The 18,924-nt window shown below is 33.6% G+C and carries 20 protein-coding genes and 1 riboswitch; of the genes, 14 read left to right on the top strand and 6 right to left on the bottom strand.

Annotation, left to right across the window (positions count from 1 at the left end; all coding sequences use genetic code 11):
• Positions 1–25 precede the first annotated feature (25 nt).
• Positions 26–1,528 carry a nitrate/nitrite transporter gene (locus RCG20_RS03105; RefSeq protein ID WP_308182772.1) on the bottom strand — a complete coding sequence of 501 codons (1,503 nt, stop codon included), beginning with the start codon at positions 1,526–1,528 and terminating at the stop codon, positions 26–28.
• Between the two features lie 314 nt (positions 1,529–1,842).
• Between RCG20_RS03105 and RCG20_RS03100 the strand changes: the two genes are divergently transcribed.
• The 3 genes from RCG20_RS03100 to RCG20_RS03090 are packed head-to-tail and all read left to right on the top strand — an operon-like array spanning position 1,843 to position 5,172.
• Positions 1,843–3,123, top strand: a complete 1,281-nt coding sequence (locus tag RCG20_RS03100) for an ArsB/NhaD family transporter (protein WP_308182771.1) — start codon at positions 1,843–1,845, stop codon at positions 3,121–3,123.
• Between the two features lie 29 nt (positions 3,124–3,152).
• On the top strand, positions 3,153–4,487 hold the full coding sequence (locus tag RCG20_RS03095) for a TrkH family potassium uptake protein (protein ID WP_374120509.1): 1,335 nt from the start codon (positions 3,153–3,155) through the stop codon (positions 4,485–4,487).
• Between the two features lie 31 nt (positions 4,488–4,518).
• Positions 4,519–5,172, top strand: coding sequence for a potassium channel family protein (locus tag RCG20_RS03090; protein WP_308182769.1), 654 nt, complete (start codon positions 4,519–4,521; stop codon positions 5,170–5,172).
• Positions 5,173–5,272: 100 nt separating this feature from the next.
• Here RCG20_RS03090 and RCG20_RS03085 read toward each other — a convergent pair whose 3' ends face one another.
• The gene (locus RCG20_RS03085) at positions 5,273–6,964 is read right to left on the bottom strand and encodes a putative bifunctional diguanylate cyclase/phosphodiesterase (RefSeq protein ID WP_308182768.1); all 1,692 of its coding nucleotides are present in this window, start codon (positions 6,962–6,964) and stop codon (positions 5,273–5,275) included.
• A gap of 189 nt (positions 6,965–7,153) precedes the next feature.
• Here RCG20_RS03085 and RCG20_RS03080 point away from each other — a divergent pair, with 189 nt between their 5' ends.
• Positions 7,154–7,300 carry a hypothetical protein gene (locus RCG20_RS03080; protein WP_308182767.1) on the top strand — a complete coding sequence of 49 codons (147 nt, stop codon included), beginning with the start codon at positions 7,154–7,156 and terminating at the stop codon, positions 7,298–7,300.
• A gap of 41 nt (positions 7,301–7,341) precedes the next feature.
• On the opposite strand, the gene RCG20_RS03075 is transcribed toward RCG20_RS03080, so the two are convergent.
• A complete protein-coding gene (locus RCG20_RS03075; RefSeq protein ID WP_308182766.1) occupies positions 7,342–7,521 on the bottom strand; it encodes a small, acid-soluble spore protein, H family in 180 nt (59 codons plus the stop codon).
• A 188-nt stretch (positions 7,522–7,709) separates the two neighbouring features.
• Between RCG20_RS03075 and RCG20_RS03070 the strand changes: the two genes are divergently transcribed.
• Positions 7,710–7,985 carry a late competence development ComFB family protein gene (locus RCG20_RS03070; protein WP_308182765.1) on the top strand — a complete coding sequence of 92 codons (276 nt, stop codon included), beginning with the start codon at positions 7,710–7,712 and terminating at the stop codon, positions 7,983–7,985.
• Between the two features lie 203 nt (positions 7,986–8,188).
• On the top strand, positions 8,189–9,229 hold the full coding sequence (locus RCG20_RS03065; protein ID WP_308182764.1) for a zinc-dependent alcohol dehydrogenase family protein: 1,041 nt from the start codon (positions 8,189–8,191) through the stop codon (positions 9,227–9,229).
• 255 nt (positions 9,230–9,484) lie between these two features.
• Here RCG20_RS03065 and RCG20_RS03060 read toward each other — a convergent pair whose 3' ends face one another.
• Positions 9,485–9,934 carry a S1 domain-containing RNA-binding protein gene (locus tag RCG20_RS03060; protein ID WP_308182763.1) on the bottom strand — a complete coding sequence of 150 codons (450 nt, stop codon included), beginning with the start codon at positions 9,932–9,934 and terminating at the stop codon, positions 9,485–9,487.
• 246 nt (positions 9,935–10,180) lie between these two features.
• Entirely contained in the window at positions 10,181–10,369 is a 189-nt protein-coding gene (locus tag RCG20_RS03055) for a hypothetical protein (protein WP_308182762.1), read from the bottom strand.
• Between the two features lie 206 nt (positions 10,370–10,575).
• Between RCG20_RS03055 and RCG20_RS03050 the strand changes: the two genes are divergently transcribed.
• From RCG20_RS03050 to RCG20_RS03025, 6 genes are all read left to right on the top strand, one after another.
• A complete protein-coding gene (locus RCG20_RS03050) occupies positions 10,576–11,820 on the top strand; it encodes an MFS transporter (RefSeq protein ID WP_308182761.1) in 1,245 nt (414 codons plus the stop codon).
• Between the two features lie 358 nt (positions 11,821–12,178).
• Positions 12,179–14,119 (top strand): lipoteichoic acid synthase, encoded by a 1,941-nt coding sequence (locus RCG20_RS03045; protein ID WP_374120526.1) that lies wholly within the window; start codon positions 12,179–12,181, stop codon positions 14,117–14,119.
• A gap of 346 nt (positions 14,120–14,465) precedes the next feature.
• Positions 14,466–15,368 carry a thermonuclease family protein gene (locus RCG20_RS03040; RefSeq protein WP_308182759.1) on the top strand — a complete coding sequence of 301 codons (903 nt, stop codon included), beginning with the start codon at positions 14,466–14,468 and terminating at the stop codon, positions 15,366–15,368.
• A 106-nt stretch (positions 15,369–15,474) separates the two neighbouring features.
• Positions 15,475–15,559, top strand: a riboswitch (cyclic di-GMP riboswitch).
• A gap of 124 nt (positions 15,560–15,683) precedes the next feature.
• Positions 15,684–15,929, top strand: coding sequence for a hypothetical protein (locus tag RCG20_RS03035; protein WP_308182758.1), 246 nt, complete (start codon positions 15,684–15,686; stop codon positions 15,927–15,929).
• Between the two features lie 2 nt (positions 15,930–15,931).
• Positions 15,932–16,162 (top strand): YkvS family protein, encoded by a 231-nt coding sequence (locus tag RCG20_RS03030; protein ID WP_308182757.1) that lies wholly within the window; start codon positions 15,932–15,934, stop codon positions 16,160–16,162.
• Between the two features lie 182 nt (positions 16,163–16,344).
• Positions 16,345–16,878, top strand: coding sequence for an HD domain-containing protein (locus tag RCG20_RS03025; RefSeq protein WP_374120508.1), 534 nt, complete (start codon positions 16,345–16,347; stop codon positions 16,876–16,878).
• Between the two features lie 80 nt (positions 16,879–16,958).
• On the opposite strand, the gene RCG20_RS03020 is transcribed toward RCG20_RS03025, so the two are convergent.
• Positions 16,959–17,438 (bottom strand): hypothetical protein, encoded by a 480-nt coding sequence (locus RCG20_RS03020; RefSeq protein ID WP_308182756.1) that lies wholly within the window; start codon positions 17,436–17,438, stop codon positions 16,959–16,961.
• Between the two features lie 389 nt (positions 17,439–17,827).
• On the opposite strand from RCG20_RS03020, the gene RCG20_RS03015 reads away from it, so the two are divergent.
• Both RCG20_RS03015 and RCG20_RS03010 read left to right on the top strand, forming a co-directional pair.
• Positions 17,828–18,295: a hypothetical protein gene (locus RCG20_RS03015; protein ID WP_308182755.1), complete on the top strand. Its 468-nt coding sequence runs from the start codon at positions 17,828–17,830 to the stop codon at positions 18,293–18,295.
• Between the two features lie 231 nt (positions 18,296–18,526).
• Positions 18,527–18,886, top strand: coding sequence for a hypothetical protein (locus RCG20_RS03010; protein ID WP_308182754.1), 360 nt, complete (start codon positions 18,527–18,529; stop codon positions 18,884–18,886).
• Positions 18,887–18,924: the final 38 nt, after the last annotated feature.

The following is an 18,924-nucleotide window of genomic DNA, read 5'->3' as shown; positions in this document are numbered from 1 at the left end:
ATTTCATCGAAGTATTGAGGAACACTTATATCTTTTCGTTCTGTTGGACCTCATTAAATCTACCTACATAATTTTTTGTGTCACCTGAATCATCTTTAAGAGCAATAACGGTCAGCCATTGTAAATAAAGTTCTTCATTTTTTCGTTTATTCCATATTTGACCTTCCCAAGTACCTTTTGTTTTAATAATATCCCACATATTTTTGTAAAAATGTTGATCATGTTCTCCAGATTGAAGAACACTCAACGTTTTCCCTGAAACCTCACCTTTATTAAAACCTGTAATTTTAGTGAAGGCAGGATTGATCCTTTGGATAACCCCGTTGATATCAGTAACAACAATTCCTTCGGCAGCATTATCAATAATTTTTGAAGATATAGCCAATTTGTCCTGATAAAATAACCATACTACAAGAATCAAACTTGCTAATGAAAATTCGGATAATGACATAAAGCCGATTGCATAATGTCCTGTTAAGTTAAACAGTATAGTTAAGATCAATGGTGGGAAAAATCCACCCAAACCACCCATGGCTGCAACAATTCCATTTACAATTCCTGCTTGTTTGGAGAAATATAATGGCACTAATTTGAATATAGCTCCATTCCCAATCCCTGCGCAAAAAGCAACTAATAAACAGCCAAACGAGTAAATAGGAAGAGATGGCGTAAATGATAAGAGAAACCCGGCAAAAGTAAGCCAAAAGAAAACTCCCATTAAAATAAGGAATGGATTAATTTTGTCTCCCAGCCAGCCCCCAACAGGCCTAAATATAGTAGCGATTGCTATAAATCCTGCAGTTCTCAGTCCTGCATCAACTTTATCTAAATCAAAATGGTTAACTAAAAATGAAGGTAAATAAATTGTAAATGCAACAAATGATCCAAAAGTAATGAAATAAAACAAACTTAAAAACCATAATTTTGGATTTTTGTTTACCTCTTTTATCTGAGATGAAAGTGAGTTGTTCACCTTTTGTTCACTTTTATCTCCAAGTAGGAAGTTTAGTAATGCAAAAACTAAAACAACAACAAGGAAAATTTGAACGGTAAATCTCCATCCAAATGTGTTGGCTAATAATGGTGCAGAAAATGAAGTAATTGCTGTTCCAATATTCCCAGCACCATAAATGCCGTTAATAAAACCATGTTTTTCTTTAACGTAATACTTTGGTAAGGAGGTTACACCAACTGAAAAGATTGCTCCACCAATTCCAAGTAAAAATCCACCGATTAGTAGCATAAATAATGAATTTGCAAAACTGATAAGTGATATTGGCAATAGCAGGATAATAAAACTGATTGTGAATAATTTTCTAGCTCCATATTTATTTGTCCAATAACCGATCGGAACTCTTAATAGTGATCCGAGAATCACTGGAACCGCTGTTACCCAAGCTTGTTGAGTCGAAGTCAGATCAATATCTGCATGAATAAATGGCATAAGTGAAGAAATAAGCACCCATACCATAAATCCTCCGATTAGACTCCCTGTTTGAATATATAATTGTTTTGTTCCTTGTTTCATTTAAATCCTCCTCTTACAATCCCAATTCATAATTATCGTTTCCACAAGCCTTTTAAACAATCCATGTTAAAATGAATTCTTAGTATAACTTCGTGTATTATAGAATTATTTTAAAAGATAAACTGTGAGGTATGATACAAACTAAATAAATTTTTATAATCTTATTTCGTTAATTGGACAACTGTAAGTTATTTCAATAAATCACAAATATTTTTTAGGTATAATAAACCATCAGCAGTTATTTAACTAGTATTGTAAGTAAAAAATAGTTTATGATTATTTTAAATAATATAAAAAATAAAGGGTGTGTAGTTATGGGGTCACAGGAAATTATTGCATTAGCGATTTTTCTACTAACTTACGGGCTAATTATCTCTGAACAAGTTCACCGTACAACAATCGCGATGCTTGGTGGACTCTTAATGATTGCTTTTGGTATTCTTGAACAAACAAGGGCAATTCATTATATCGATTTTAATACTATTGGCTTGTTAGTAGGAATGATGATTATAGTTGGCATTACTGCACAAACGGGAGTGTTTGAATTTATTGCAGTTTGGTCTGCACAGAAGGTGAAAGGTGACCCAATAAAAATCCTAATTGCATTGAGTTTCTTTACAGCAATTGCATCAGCTTTTTTAGACAATGTCACAACTGTCCTTTTAGTTGTTCCTGTTACGCTAAGCATTACCCACCAATTGAAGGTTCCTCCGATACCTTATCTCCTATCAGAAATTTTTGCTTCTAATATTGGTGGGACTGCCACTATGATTGGTGATCCACCTAATTTAATGATTGGAAGCGCTGTAAAAGAATTAACCTTTTTGTCATTCATTGATAATTTAACATTCGTTAATAGTGTGGTCTTGATTGTTACCGTTTTTATCCTTGCATTTGTATATAAAAAACAATTAATTACAACGAATGAATTGAAAAAACATCTATTAAGTAAAGATTCTCATCAAGAACTTAAAGATTCTGTCTTATTAAAAAAATGTTTAACTGTGGTCGCATTAACGCTTACCGGCTTTTTTGTCCATCAATTTATACATATTGAGACAGCCACAATTGCTTTGATTGGTGCATTTATTTTACTTTTCATAACTGGTGATAAATATTTAGTTACAACTTTGGAAAAAATAGAATGGACTACTCTATTCTTTTTTATCGGGTTATTTGTTATTGTAGGTGGACTTGTGGAGACAGGTCTTATTGAGGCATTAGCCAAAAAGGCGATGTCTTTAACGGGTGGAGAACTAAGGTCGACAACCTTCCTTGTATTATGGATGAGTGCGATTATTTCAGCTTTTGTTGATAATATACCTTTTGTGGCAACAATGATACCATTGATAAAAGAATTGGGTCACATGGGAATTACCAACTTAGACCCACTTTGGTGGAGTCTTTCACTTGGTGCCTGTTTAGGCGGGAATGGAACGTTAATTGGTGCAAGTGCAAATCTTGTGGTTGCTGGTATTGCTTCAAAAGAAGGTCATCATATTTCATTTATTAAGTTTTTAAAGATTGGTTTCCCATTAATGATAGTTTCAATCATAATTTCGTCAATTTATGTATACTTACGCTACTTACTTTAACAGATTTAATGATGATTGGAGGAAAAGAAGTGAGGAAAAAATTTTACTTAGATCCTCCTAAAATACTTGTTTTGGGTTTTAGCGTGATTATTATCATTGGAGCGATCCTATTATCACTGCCAATTTCAACAACAGATGGTAAGGGACAATCTTTTTTAAATGCCGTTTTTACTGCTACATCAGCAACATGTGTGACAGGTCTCGTTGTCGTGGACACTGGTTCAACCTTCACTCATTTTGGACAATTAATAATTTTATCTATGATACAAATTGGGGGCCTTGGCTTTATGACCTTTGCCACCTTATTTGCATTCCTATTAGGAAAGCGCATTTCATTGAAGGAAAGAATTTTACTTCAGGAATCATTAAATAACTTGTCTATCGAGGGAATTGTAAGGTTAGCAAGACGCATTTTGATTTTTACAGCTGTCATTGAATTTACAGGTGCTGTAATCTTATCTATTCGTTTTTCTTTTGATATGCCACTAGGTAAAGCTGTTTATTTTGGTATCTTCCATTCTATATCAAATTTTAATAATGCTGGCTTTGATTTAATGGGGGGCTTCCATAGTTTAACCGGTTATGTCCAAGATCCTACTGTAACTCTAACCATTTGTGCATTAATAACTTTAGGGGGAATTGGGTTTATTGTATTAAATGAGCTTTTTGAATTTAAGAAAACCCGTAAGTTATCATTGCACACAAAAGTAGTTCTCGTAACAAGTTTCATATTATTAATTATAGGGACCCTTGGTATTTTGGTGCTTGAATATTCGAATGCAAGGACGTTAAAGCCACTATCTTTTTTTGGGAAAATTCTAGGTGCTTTATTTCAGTCGGTAACCTCAAGAACTGCTGGGGCAAATACGTTGAACATTGCTGATATGACCCAAACCTCGCTGTTTTTGATGATATTTTTAATGTTTGTTGGTGCTTCTCCTGGTTCTACAGGTGGGGGGATTAAAACGACAACATTCACTACATTACTTGGTGCAGTTTGGTCTCAAATTCATGGAAAAGAGGATGTGGTTTTTTATAGGCAACGAATCGTTTACGAAACAATCTATAAAGCATTAACCATAACTATGAGTGGATTATTTTTGGTAATGTCTGTCACGATATTATTAACGATTACGGAGCATGGAAAAGATTTTCTAATGCTTTTATTTGAAACTACATCTGCCTTTGCGACGGTAGGACTTTCGATGGGATTAACTCCAGAATTATCCCATCTAGGAAGAGCCTTAATCATTTTTACGATGTTTGCTGGAAGGGTAGGGCCACTTACAATTGCCTATGCTGTTACTATTCGCCGAAACCCTGATGCATACCGGTATCCGAAAGGTAAGATTATGATTGGTTAAAAAACAAACAAGGAAGGGGGAATTGATAGGGATGGTAAAACAATATGCAGTTATTGGCTTAGGTAGATTTGGGCTAAGTATAGCAACAAAATTATTTGAAGCTGGTCAAGAAGTCCTTGGCGTTGATGTCAATGAGGAAAGGGTAGAAGAGTCTCATCCATATGTTACCCATGCAATAATTGCTGATACAACAGATGAAAATGCAGTAAAGTCGATTGGATTACGAAATTTTGATGCAGTCATTGTTGCAATTGGAAATGACATTCAGGCGAGTATCATGACGGTTCTAATTTTAAAGGAGCTTGGCGTTCCAAAAGTTATTGCAAAGGCGCTAAATAAACTTCATGGGCAGGTTTTGAAAAAGATGGGCGCTGATTGGGTGGTCTTTCCTGAAAGGGACATGGGGATACGTGTAGCGCATCAGCTTTTATCTCCAAATGTACTAAATTTCATTGAATTATCCAAGGAATATAGCGTAGAGGAAATAAAAATCCCCGAGAAAATGGTGGAAAAGTCATTACGTGAACTTGATTTGAGAGCAAAGTTCAATCTTAGTGTTATTGCAATCCGCCGGAATCATCAAATCAATATTTCTCCTTCACCAGAAGAAATGATTAATAGAGATGATGTTTTAGTGGTTATCGGTAAAAATCAAGATTTAGAAAGATTTGCAAATATGGGGTGAAAGATTCAAAGAAACAAGCCAATGTTTTATAAAACATCAGCTTGTTTCTTTGATTTCGATAAAACTAATTTTACATAGCCTAAATAGTAACAATTAGTTCTTAACCAATTGTTACTGGTAATAATAAATTAGGGGAACCTTCGTTTAGATTTTTAAATACCCGATAAAAATCATGTATTTCAACAGGTTTTGAAAATAAATATCCTTGTGCCTGACCGCAATTAAATGATTTTAAAAGTTCAAGCTGGTCACAACTTTCAACACCTTCAGCCGTCACGTTAAAACCAAAACTTTTGGATAAGGAAATAATGCTTTCAACTAATGCTCTGTCTTTGAAATTACATAACATATTTCGAATAAAAGATTGATCAATTTTTAAAGTATCAACAGGTAAATGCTTCAAATAACTAATAGAAGAATATCCTGTACCGAAGTCATCTATTGCAATTGAAATGCCCATTTCCTTTAACAATTTTAATTTCAATATTAATTCATCAATATTATCTAAAGAAACACTCTCAGTGATTTCTAATTCCAGTTGAGCGGGGTTCAGCCCTGTTTCTTTGAGCGTATTACAAACAATGTCAACGAATTTTTTATCTTTAAATTGTTTAGATGAAATATTTACTGCCACTCGAATGGGTGTTTGATTAAGTTCTGAAAGGATTTTTGTTTGAGTGCATGCTTCCTTTAGTACCCATGTACCTAGTGATCCAATAATCCCAATCTCTTCGGCTATTGGGATAAATTCTGCAGGAGTAACAGCACCAAGCTCTGTGCTGTTCCAACGAATCAATGCTTCCATTCCAAATATTTTTCCACTTTGTAAATCGATTAATGGCTGATACTGTAAAGTGAATTCATTTTGAAGCAGCGCCCTTCTCAAATGGGATTCAATTTTTACCACATCATTAATTTCTTGTAATTTTTCTATAGTATAAGGTTGATATCCATTCCTACCTAGATCCTTCGCAGAATACATGGCGATATCAGCATGCTGAATTAATTCTTGCCAGGTTTCCCCGTCATTTGGAAAATAACTAACACCAACACTGCATGTTATAAAGTACTCATGATTGTTTATATAAAATGGCCTTCCAACAATTTGAAGAATATTCTCGATTTTTCGATTTGCCTCTTCTTTTGAATGTAAATTAGGTAAAAATAGGATAAATTCATCGCCGCCCTGTCGAGCAATAAAATCATCTCCTCTTATGGTGGAGGAAAAGCGTTTGGCAACATCCTTTAACAATTGATCTCCGTTTGAATGCCCTAAACTTTCATTTATTAATTTAAAACGATCTAAATCGAGAACCAATACAGCTAGATAACTATTATCTTTTCTAGCAGCTTCAATCGCTTCTTTTAATTTAATTTCTAAATTCCAACGGTTTGGAAGACCAGTCAGGTGATCATGGAATGCCATAAACTCCATTTTGGAGACAACCCTTTGAAGTGAATGTTGTTTATACTTTATTTTTTCAACTAAGAATCCGATTGTTATTGCAACGGTAAAATTGACAATTGAAATAATAACCATGCACCAAATGTTGTAGGCGCTATAAATTTCGTGGTTAATTACAATTTCCACATATTCATTTAACCCGTGAATTAATGTTGCTATAAGGGCAGCTATCAGCCCACCTTTCTTACCGTATTTAAATGGGAGTACGATAGATGGGAAAATATAGACAAGCCAGATAATTTCTTGAGTGTGATCACCATCATCCAAAATCAATGGTATCAGGTAGATTAGATATATAAAGTGGACATTTTTAAGATAAACTTTCATGTTAGGTTACACTCCTACATTGTGAATCTATCAAACTCTATTATTTAATAATAGAATGCATGTCTTTCAAAATACAATCATAGAAGCTTAAAGTTCATAGATTGTTAATATAAATAGGCAAAAAAGCAAAAACATTCTTGATTAGAAAGTGGTTGTTCTGAACACATTAAGTTAAAAGGGGGGATCACGATGCCAAGAGGTAAAGAATTGGAGCAACTTCCAATGGCGAATATTGCGCCTAGTGCAGGTATGGATCAGGGTAGGTATGATAGAAAGATTCTTGAAGGAATGGTTAAAGATGAGCAACCTAAGCCAGCAAAGGATAATTTAAGGTAGGGGATTACTCCTACCTTAAATACTTTTGAAGGGTAACACAGTTATTCTTCAACGAGTTCATTAATTTCTACGTTACTCCGTTCTTCAAGTGGTCCCCTTAAATGAACAGTTGCTGTTCTGCCATCTTCATTTAACTGATCAATCCAAACAGAAGCCCCATTATATTTGACTTCGATGTCAGCTGAAGAAGATAGGATTTGCCTCACACGATTAACATTCATAATTTTCACTCCCAAAAGATGATACGTATATTCTTTGTAAGAAATAAGGTTTTCATTCAAAATGATCAAAAACAGGTATATTTTACTAGTATTTAAAGAAACAAGGATGGTTTTTGTTGTGTTAGAATTTATATATACAACAAATCCAAACTAACTATGATTATTTCAACTAGAATGTGGAGGCGGGCATGAATATGGATTATGAAAACGTTATGGAAGAAATCGTCTCACCTCTTGTAAATATCTTGATGATGGGCCCAGACTATCCAACTTTTTGTAAATGTAAAAAATGCAGAAATGATATAATCGCGTTAAGTCTTAACTCATTACCAGGCCATTACGTTACAACAGAAGAGGGAAGAATAAGAGTATTTGAGCAACTTAACACAGAGGAAAACAGAAAATGGATCAATAAAAGAATTATAATGGCTATTCACACGGTTGGAAAGTATCCTAAACATTAGTATATTTACTCAATATCAGTACAAAGAGGGTGACTTTAAAAGTCACCCTTTTCTTGGTTTTTAAATAAAGATTTGATTTGATAAAAACTTAATGATTTTGGAAAAATGTGAATTATCATTCATAACAAATACATAATTAAAATAAGCAATCATATATTTATAATGCAATATCCGAATATTCAAATATTTAAAGGGGGAGAAAAATGAAAGCAGTTACATTTCATGGGGCAGGCCAAATTACATTAGAGGATAAACCAAAACCAACAATCCTTGAAGTTACAGACGCGGTTGTAAGGGTAACGAAAACGACTATTTGTGGGACAGATTTGCACATTTTAAAGGGGGATGTACCAACTGTAACAGAGGGCCGTATTTTAGGTCATGAAGGTGTAGGGGTGGTGGAAGAAATTGGAAGTGGAGTTTCCAACTTTCAAGTTGGGGATTTAGTATTGATTTCTTGTATTACTTCCTGCGGGAAATGTGATGCATGTAAAAAAGGTATGTATTCTCATTGTAATAAGGGTGGATGGATTCTTGGAAATACTATTGATGGTACCCAAGCTGAATACGTCCGAATTCCCTATGCAGATACGAGCTTGTACCATATCCCTAACGGAATGGATGAAGAAGCATTGGTCATGTTAAGTGATATTCTACCTACAGGGTTTGAAATTGGTGTTTTGAAAGGCCAAGTGAAACCAGGAGACACAGTAGCGATTGTTGGTTCAGGACCTGTTGGATTAGCTGCATTGTTAACGGCCTCATTTTATTCTCCAAGTGAAATCATCATGATTGATTTAGATGACAATCGTTTAAAGGTTGCAGAAAAATTTGGAGCCACAAAACTTGTAAATAGTGGAAAGGGAAATGCTGTAGAACAAGTAATGAACCTTACTAGAGGAATTGGGGTAGATGTTGCCATTGAGGCTGTAGGTATTGCTCCAACTTTTAATATTTGTCAAGAAATAGTTGCTGCGGGTGGGCATCTTGCAAACATAGGGGTGCATGGAAAAAGTATTGATTTACATCTAGAAACACTTTGGTGTCACAATATTACACTCACTACTGGGTTGGTTGATACGGTAACTACTCCAATGTTGCTAAAGGTTGTTCAATCTGGGAAGATACAACCTCAAATGTTGGTTACACATCGATTCAATATAAATGACACCATGAAGGCATATGAAGTTTTTGGTAACGCTGCAAAAGAGAATGCCTTGAAAGTAATTATTACAAACGACTAACTAATTATTGGCTATGTTAGCTTATGATAAAACGATTTTTGGTCCAATATGTATGGAATTACAGTGTCAATAGTAAATTAACATTGCCAAATTATAAAAGAGGATGTTCCAAAAGTAATCTTTGGAACATCCTCTTTGTTTAAATTAGCCCGTTTTATAGGCTAAAGTAGTTAGTTTGGATGATGTAAGTCAAGCCAATAATTACAACACAGGCTTGCTATTTATATAATAGAAAAATAAAACATTGTTGCTAAGTTATCCTCGTCTTCCGCCTCTACCGCCTCGTTTTGTTTCAGTGCTACGTTTGAGGGTAGATAAATTCTCTTCACTTGTCTTTAAAAAACGAGTCATTTTATCTTCGAAATTTTCCTTTGGTTTGAAACTTCCTTTTGAATAGGAGTTTTTAGGACGGCTATCAGTTCTACCCGAATGGGATGGTCGTTGTGAATATGAAGAGGTTTGTCCTTCGGGTCTATCAATAGCTTTTTTGATGGACAGGGCCGTTTTACCGTCTTTCTCACTAATCACTTTTACTAAAATCTGGTCGCCTACTTTGAGATGGTCATTAACGTCTTTTACATAGCTGTCTGCTACCTCACTGATATGCACAAGACCTGTTGTGCCTCCTGGTAATTCTACAAATGCTCCAAAATTAGTGATACCTGTTACTTTACCTGTTACCTTGCTGCCTACTTCGACTGACATAAAAATACTTTTCCCCCTCAATAATGTTAAAAGACACTTTATTATACCAAATTATGAAGGGAGATAATATCACTGGAGTTATTTTCCTACGATTTTTTCAAATTTTTCAATTTTGAATGAATCTTAGTTTCGCAAATATTCGCTATTTATCATCGGTGGCATTATGCCTCTTCTTCTATAATAGTAATTACCAACTTCAAATAGAATTAATCATACAACAAATAAACAGTGGTCGGAGGACTCTGTTTATTTGTTGTAAGGATAATCAATCGTATTACCATTAATTGTTCCGGGCTCATTAGTGTCCCTTAGTAAACTCATATAATTTTCAAATTCCTCCTGAATTTTTTCTGGAGCCCCTGGTTTTAAATGCCAGTTTCCTGGTTCATTCACAAAAAAAGGGCTTTTTGTAAAATCCGGTCTTATTTTTGGCATCAAATTACCCCCATTCACTAATTGATATTATTATTTGTTTAAATTTGTATTATATCCAATTCTTAAAAAATTCTTCGAAAAATAAGCAAAAAATCTTATTGCTTACTGATATTTACGGGTTTATGATATCAATGGAAAGATTATTTCGATTCTGAAAATAACTAGATCAAGCAACAAGTACAGCACCATTTGAAGGAAGATGAATTGTGACTGGAGATACAAACACGAATCAATTGAATGAAAAGTATAGTATTAAAAATGGAATTGCAAGCACGATTGTCCTAAATGTGAGTAATAATTATTTTCCTCTATTCGCAATTGGAGTCTTAGGGGCAACTAACTATCAAGTGAGTTTAATTAATTCATTGCCACAATTTATTGGGATGTTTGCAATGATCCTTTGCTCCGTTTTAATGGGAAGGTTAGAGGAGAAAAAGAAATTTACTGCCTACTCTATTTTATTCACAAGATTATTCCTTATTTTGATGTTTTTGGTTATGTATATACCGAGCCAATACCAGAGTTGGGTATTTGTTGTTCTTGTCGGATTAATGAACTTCCCAGGAGCATTCGTAAATCTAAGTTGGCAGTCTTTTATCGGAGATTTAATCCCAGAACGCCGAAGAAGTGAATTTTTCGGGGATAGAAATAAAATTTTAACCATCGTTGGGATGGTGATAACGTTTTTCTTCGGTATTCTCTTACAACAGTTTGGGAAGAGTAATTCGCTTCCCTATAAGATAATGTTTTTAATTGCCTTTCTTTCTGGATTAATTGAAGTATATTATTTAACCAAACATATAGAAGTAAGAAAAGAAACCAGTAAGGTTCCAAAAAAAAAGCAAAAAATTATTGAATGGGATGCATTTCGCGATAAACCATTTGTTTATTTTCTTATCTGTGGATTATTTTTTAATTTTGCATGGCAAATGGCATGGTCACTTTTTAGTATTTACCAAATAAAAGATGCCCATGCAAATGGTATGTGGATTAGTTTTTTTTCGGTTGCTAACCAGATTGCTCAGATTGTTAGCTTTAAGTGGTGGGGAAGGATGTCTGACAAATACAGTAATGCCAAAATGCTGATCCTTGTTTCAATTGGAATGGCTTCCACTCCCATCTTGACCATACTCTCAAGCAACTTACTATACTTAACAATTGTTAATGCTACCTCCGGGTTATTTGTTTCTGGAACGGTATTAATTTTGTTTAACCAGTTATTGGAGATCACGAATGAAGAAAATCGAAGTGCTTATATCGCGAATTATAATGTATTACTTGCAATTGTTGGATTTATTGCGCCGCAATTCGGGGTGTTTTTACTTGAACAATCAAATATGGATGTTGCAATGATTACATCTGGAATATTAAGAGCTTCAAGTGCACTACTATTCTTGGGCCTGTATTATTTCTTGAAAAGGAATAAAGTACAAACTAAAGAACATAATTAGTCATTTTGTTGATCATCATGGAATAAAAAAATGAAACCTTTTCCTCGTAATTTCGTCTAGTACAAGTCAAGCTTTATTCGGATTCAACAAATATATGAGTATTTTATTGGATTTTTTATTATAGATTTGTTAAATTATATTTTTACCAAAATAGATTGTAGTCTTATTTATAGTGACCAAGTAGTAATTGGCAAAGGAAGAATCTTGTCAGAATATCAGGGAAAATATATGAAGTACTTACCATCAATTGGTACTATTTTTGTTTTTATTTTTATTAAAAATGTGATATAGTAATTTAGGTTCGTTTACCAAAGTTTATTGGTAAGTGAGGGGAGAATAAAAAATGAAGAAAAATAGAATGCCGCTTAAACTGAATAACAGTTATATGACGTTTTTTGCCATTACTGTCGTTCTGTTCTGGATTAAGACATATGCGGCCTATCAAATTGAATTTAAACTTGGAATTGATAATAACCTACAAAAATTTCTATTGTTTATTAATCCACTTAGTTCAGCGCTATTCTTTTTTGGTTTAGCTCTGCTTTTTAAAAAAGGTACAAAAATTATCATGATTGTAACCCATTTTCTTTTGTCCTTTTTATTGTATGCAAATATTGTTTACTATCGTTTCTTTAATGATTTTATTACAGTACCTGTAATAATGCAGACAAAGACGAATTCTGGTCAACTTGGTGATAGTGCGTTCTCTTTAATGTCTCCATTTGATATTTTTTATTTCACGGATACGATTATTTTAATCATTCTAGCAATGAAAGTATTTAACAAATTAACTGAGACTAATAAAAAGTCTTTTAAAATTGTCTTGTTATTCTCGATTACTGTCTTTTTGTTTAATCTTGGATTAGCTGAAAAAGATCGTCCACAATTATTAACACGATCTTTTGACCGCAATTATTTAGTGAAATATTTAGGTACCTATAATTTTACCATTTATGATGCTATTCAAAATATTAAGTCATCGAGTCAACGCGCACTTGCTGACAGCAGCGATATTACCGACGTTGAGAACTACCGGAAAGCGAACTATGCACAACCAAATCCTGTGTATTTTGGTAAAGCAAAAGGAATGAATGTTATTTATGTTTCATTAGAATCATTCCAAAACTTTATGATTGACTATAAATTGAATGGACAGGAAGTTACTCCATTTTTGAATTCATTGGCTCATGATGGAAGTACTTTCTATTTTGATAACTTTTACCACCAAACAGGTCAGGGGAAAACTTCTGACGCCGAATTCTTAATGGAAAACTCTTTATATCCAATGTCTCAAGGTGCAGTATTCGTTAATAAAGCTCAGAATACTTATCAAGCAACCCCAGCAATTTTAAAAGGCGCTGGTTATAATTCAGCTGTTTTCCATGGTAACTATAAAACATTTTGGAACAGAAACGTTATGTATAAAGCATTAGGATATGATCAGTTCTTTGATGCTGAATACTATAGCATGACTGAAGAGAACACAAAGAACTATGGAATGAAGGATAAACCATACTTTAAAGAATCAATGCCGATGTTAGAAAGTTTAAAACAGCCTTTCTATACCAAATTTATAACATTGTCTAACCATTTCCCATTTGAAATGGATCCGCAGGATAGTGATTTCCCTGCAGGCGATTTTGGTGATACAGTCGTGAACCAGTATTTCCAATCGGCACATTATATGGATGAGGCAATGCAACAATTCTTTAATGATCTAAAAGCTGACGGTTTATATGATAAATCCGTTATTGTATTATACGGTGATCATTATGGTATTTCTGAAAATCACAATGAAGCAATGAAGAAAGTCTTAGGTGTTGACGAAATTACACCAACTATTAATGCGCAATTACAGGAAGTTCCATTATTTATTCATGTTCCAAATGTAAAAGGTAGTGTTCAGCACCAATATGGTGGCGAAGTCGATGTACGCCCAACACTTCTCCACTTATTAGGTACAGATACTAAAGACTATATGGAATTTGGATCAGATCTTCTTTCTAAGCAGCATCAAAATTGGGCATTATTTAGAAATGGCGACTTTGTTTCACCAAGGGTAACGCAAATAAATGAAAAATGCTATTCTACTCCTACTGGTGAATTGGCTGTAGATGCCACTACATGTAAAGACATTGATGGGAAAGTAAAAACAGCATTGCAAATGTCTGATGAAGTAGTGTATAAGGATCTTTTGCGATTCTATAAACCGAATGGATATACTCCAATTAATCCGAATGATTATGAGTATTTAGGGCCTAAGGGTTCAAACACAGCAAAAGGGACAAAAGGAAATTAGGAATATGAAAAAGAGTGAAGAATATTCTTCACTCTTTTTTTGCTAAGCATAAGTGCAACTACGCCTCTGCCATCGCCCTTAGGGGCTTGCCAATCGGCGAGTTTTCTTTTGCTAATCAGAATTTATATCCATAAATTCTAGTAGCGCATAAGTGCAACTACGTCTCTGTCATCGCCCTTAGGGGCTTGCCAATCGGCGAGTTTTCTTTAGCTAATCAGAATTTATATCCATAAATTCTACTAGCGCATAAGTGCAACTACGCCTCTGCCATCGCCCTTAGGGGCTTGCCAATCGGCGAGTTTTCTTTATCTACATGAAATAGAGTATAAAGCTAGGAGGAGAATAAATGATGAAAAGAAAGATATATTCCATTCTATCCATTTTATTTATATCGACAGTACTTCTTACAGGTTGTTCGACAATAGATAATTCAATTGTTACTAAATCTAATCAGATAACAAGTAAACTCGAAAATAGCGAAATTGCATCAGAGGTACAAAAAAACACCAAAAATGATGATGTTCCACAACAAACGACAAATTCAAAGGTTACTACCACAAACGGGAATAAACAGTTAATCGCTGCAACTATTGTGAAAAATGTCGACGGCGATACGATTGAAGTCAATCTTAATGGGAAAGAAGAAAAGATTAGAATGTTATGTGTTGATACCCCTGAGACGCATCACCCGCGTTTAGGAGTGCAACCATTTGGTCCTGAGGCATCAGATTACACAAAAAAAACATTATATGTGGGAAGAAATGTTCAAATCGAAACGGGGATCGGTGGTGGGCGTGATAAATACGGCCGGCTCCTTGCTTATATATATGTCGATGGAAAAATGTTTAATGAAATGCTATTAGAAAAAGGCCTTGCTCGTGTTGCTTATATTTATGCTCCAAACACCAAGTATGTTGATGAATTTTATGCAATTCAAAAGCTAGCACAACAAAAGGAAATTGGAATATGGTCAATTGAAAATTATGCAAAAGATGATGGCTTTCATCCAGCAACAAAAGGTACGGGAAAAACAACAACACCAACTGTAAAGGCAAATAATTATCAAAATAACCCTGGTGATGATCAAGAATCAAATGTAGGATGTAAAGGTAAAATCAAAGGAAATGCTAATTCCCAAATCTATCATGTTCCCGGTGGATCCTTCTATGATTCAACTAAAGATAATATTGTCTGGTTTTGCTCTGAACAAGAAGCCCAAAAGGCAGGATTTAGAAAGTCAAAGCGGTAGGGATAAAATAGAATTTAAATTTATTTACGAATAATAAAAAAAATGTAAAAAAATGTAGAAAAATAGTTGAAATTTTTGCTCTTTAATTCTATTATAAAGATATTAAAAATGAAAAAGGCAAACTTATTGAAAAATAAGGACGCAAAGCCACGAGTCTAAGGTTTTATTACTATGATTGTCGGGTTGCCAAAAAGACCGAATCTAAAGGTTGGATTTATTGTTATTTCGACTTTTACTTTGCCTTTTGTCCACCTCTTTCTGGTGGACTTTTCTATTTTTAAAATAAAATTAAGTGCATAAGAGAGGGGAAAAGCTTTGACAGTTCTTTTCGGTACAGTAGAATATTTTCAAAATGAAATTTTGAACTTCCTAAAAAGGAATAGAATAGCCAAAGTCTCTAAGGAACAAGTTGTGGATATTTATTCTACATTGAAACATGAGTTATTGAATGATTTTGTTTGTACTGAAAAAGTCCAAATAGAATGTTTGCAAAACCTTATGATTGCAAATAACCGTTTCTTGGAAGAAAATTCTGAAATTTTTTCAAAAGAGGTGTCATGAGAATGAATCAACATTATGGTGGTAATACAATAGGCCAAACAATTGCTGAGATTGGGGATGAAATCCTATTCAAAAACTTAATTAAAGGCATTGTGGAAAAAGTAAATCAAAACTCAGTAATCGTTACCATTACCAAAAATTATACTGACCTAGAGTTCTTATATAATAGAACAGTTGTTTCGCATAAAAATTATACAATTGTTAAAGATTATGAGAAAAAACATTTATTTTGATCCATTTTAGTAAAATCTTAAAATAATTATACGTTACATAAAATATAAAAATGTAGCAACGGTCATTTTTCTAAAGAGCCGTTGCTACATTTTTATGATCTTACAATCCCTTCAATGTAGAAAGTATCTTTCGATTTGTATTTAGACTATAATAATGGATAAAAATTAAACTAGGAGGAGAAATGTTGAGAGATGTGAGCTTGTTAAATATTTTTGAGCATCGTATTACCCAAAAGTATTTGAACCGTTCTGGGTTAGCTCATGCTATTGCCGTTTCTTACCATGCTTTTCATCTGGCAAAGCAGCATCATTTAGACGTCGATATTGCTGCAAAGGGCGGACTGCTCCATGATATGGGTCATTACACATGGTATAAGAACGGAAAATGGGATTATGAGCTATATAAACAAAATGATATTCATGCGATTAAAGGGGCAGAAAGAGCCCACAAACTTTTGATTCGTCTTGGTGAAAATCCAGTAAAGGCGAAGACTATTGCACTTGCCATTTTATTTCATACAGATTCGTTTTTACCTTCTAATGATATTATTCGAACTCCATTACAGCAAATAGTAAAACTTGCAGATGAAAAAGACGAAGAAGTTGGTGGAATGCATCACTACCGAACTATAGAATTAGAAAGAGCGAAAAAAAGCATTATCCGTTTAGACAAGTGGATTGAAGATGAACAAGCATATAAGAGCGAAAAATGCTAAATAAAAGGCTGTGTTAGAATTCATTTCGAATTAACACAGCTTTTATTCATTTTATTAAAATACTGAAACAAAAATTGAGACTACTGTCTCCTAAAACCTTGATCAACTAAAAACATTTCTGCTTCTTCATATGTACCAAAGGTGTCCTCCAAATTTAAGCCAAAGTAAACATTCCAAATATCATCTTCATTAACCAGAAGTAGGTGGTTTTTCTCATCATTTACCCATTTCTCTTCTTTGGGCTCGCCTTTAACTACTTCTTCTGCTGGAATATTGTTTTCGGAAAAAGAAAGACTGCTGATAGCTTCTTTTATCAATTGACTTAATTCCTTTTCGGAAAAGTCACGGATATTAACCATACCTTTTTCATCGGTATCATAATTTGGTAAATGACCAGCATAGACAAAGCCATTTCCATTAGGATGTAAGTGATAAATGATATTTTTTTTATCTGATACGCTTTTTTCAAATTGAAAATTTACACGGCCGAGTGAAACATTTTTCCGCTCTAGCTCTGGAAATGCTTCGATAATAGCAAGTTTTTGATCAAAAGTTAACATAGTTGCCTCCATCAATAATAGTTATATCATTATTTTATCATACCGATTTTAAAAGCAAAGGTACATACTGGCATGGAATAAATATTATTTTGAAAAATGGCCATCTGGTCATATAAAAAGTTGACGGGATATGAACGGTGATTTATAGCAATTAACGGAATGACCAGTCAGTCAAAAAAAGTAAAGTAAATAAATTTACGTTAGATAGAGGATAAGAAATGAAACGAATCTGCCGAAGAAAGACAAACTTTGGAAAAAAGACATTCCGAAGAAATCGCGAGAATAAACCAAAACAAAAAAGCATTCCCTATGCTTTTATTGATTTTATCTCTATTTTATTTTAAGCTTTTTATAAGATAATTTTTCCATATGAGGAGGTATTCCGGGAATTGGGATTATTAAAAATTGTATTAGGTGTTTCAATCATCTTAAGTTTATCCGCATGCGATGAACAACAGACCGTCCAAAAGGAAATTAAAAAGAAAATAGATGACTTTCAAAATGTCCCAAAAGAAGAAAATAAAATCTCGTATAACCCGGAAGAACCAACTCTTTCAGATATATATGGTTTTTGGGTTAATAAGGATTCTTATATAGTTATCTCACACAGTTACGGAAGGTATCAATTAAAGCAATATGTTAAAAACGAGAGCCAAAACACAAAGCTTTTTACCGAAGTTATTCAAACCGGAAAAAATAGCTTTTCTGGAATCTTTTTAAACGATGAAGATTTAGGAGATAAATTATCCCTTAAACTTAATGATCGTAAGGATGAATTAACAATTGAAACCGAGAACGGAAAAAACACCTATAAATATACCAATATTACACCAGATGCCTACATAATGAGCTTCTAACGGCCTACTAGATATAGGCTGATATCTTTTTTTACATTCTTTACAATTTATTCAGCAAGACTATGAAAAAAAACTTCCAGAAAAATTTTCTTGGTACGGTTTTTTGTTTTCAGTTGATATATTTCCACAAAATGTTCAAAAATGTGCTTAAAAATGATATAAAAAATCACATTATGGAAAAATAGCCCATGGTAGAATGGGAGAAAATCTAAATTAGGAGAGAAATAATAAGTGGAAAAGGTATTATCAGAAATATTGGAAAAAGTAAATTCAATAGATGAAAAAATAAGTGACATGGAGAAAGACTTGAAATATTATGGAGAGCGCCTAGAACGTTTAGAAAAAATGGACAGCATTGAGCACCGAGTTACTGTTAACCAGATCGATTTAACAGACATAAAAGGGATTGTCGAAAATGTATCTGATTTTCAACGTGAGGAATTAAAGGACCTTTCAAGGTTTATTAACAATTATCTAAAGGATTTTCCTGTACGTGAAGAAATTAATCTTATTCATAAACGCCTAGATGTTCAATTAAATATGATTGCAAAGAATGAAGAAGCACTTTTAATTGTTGGCAATAAAAATTAATTTTAAAGAAAACGCACCTATTGGCGAGCCCCTAAGGG

The sequence above is a fragment of the Neobacillus sp. PS3-40 genome (genome assembly GCF_030915485.1).
In the GTDB taxonomy this organism is placed as follows: domain Bacteria; phylum Bacillota; class Bacilli; order Bacillales; family Cytobacillaceae; genus JAUZPL01.
This window is presented reverse-complemented; position numbering and strand designations above follow the sequence as displayed.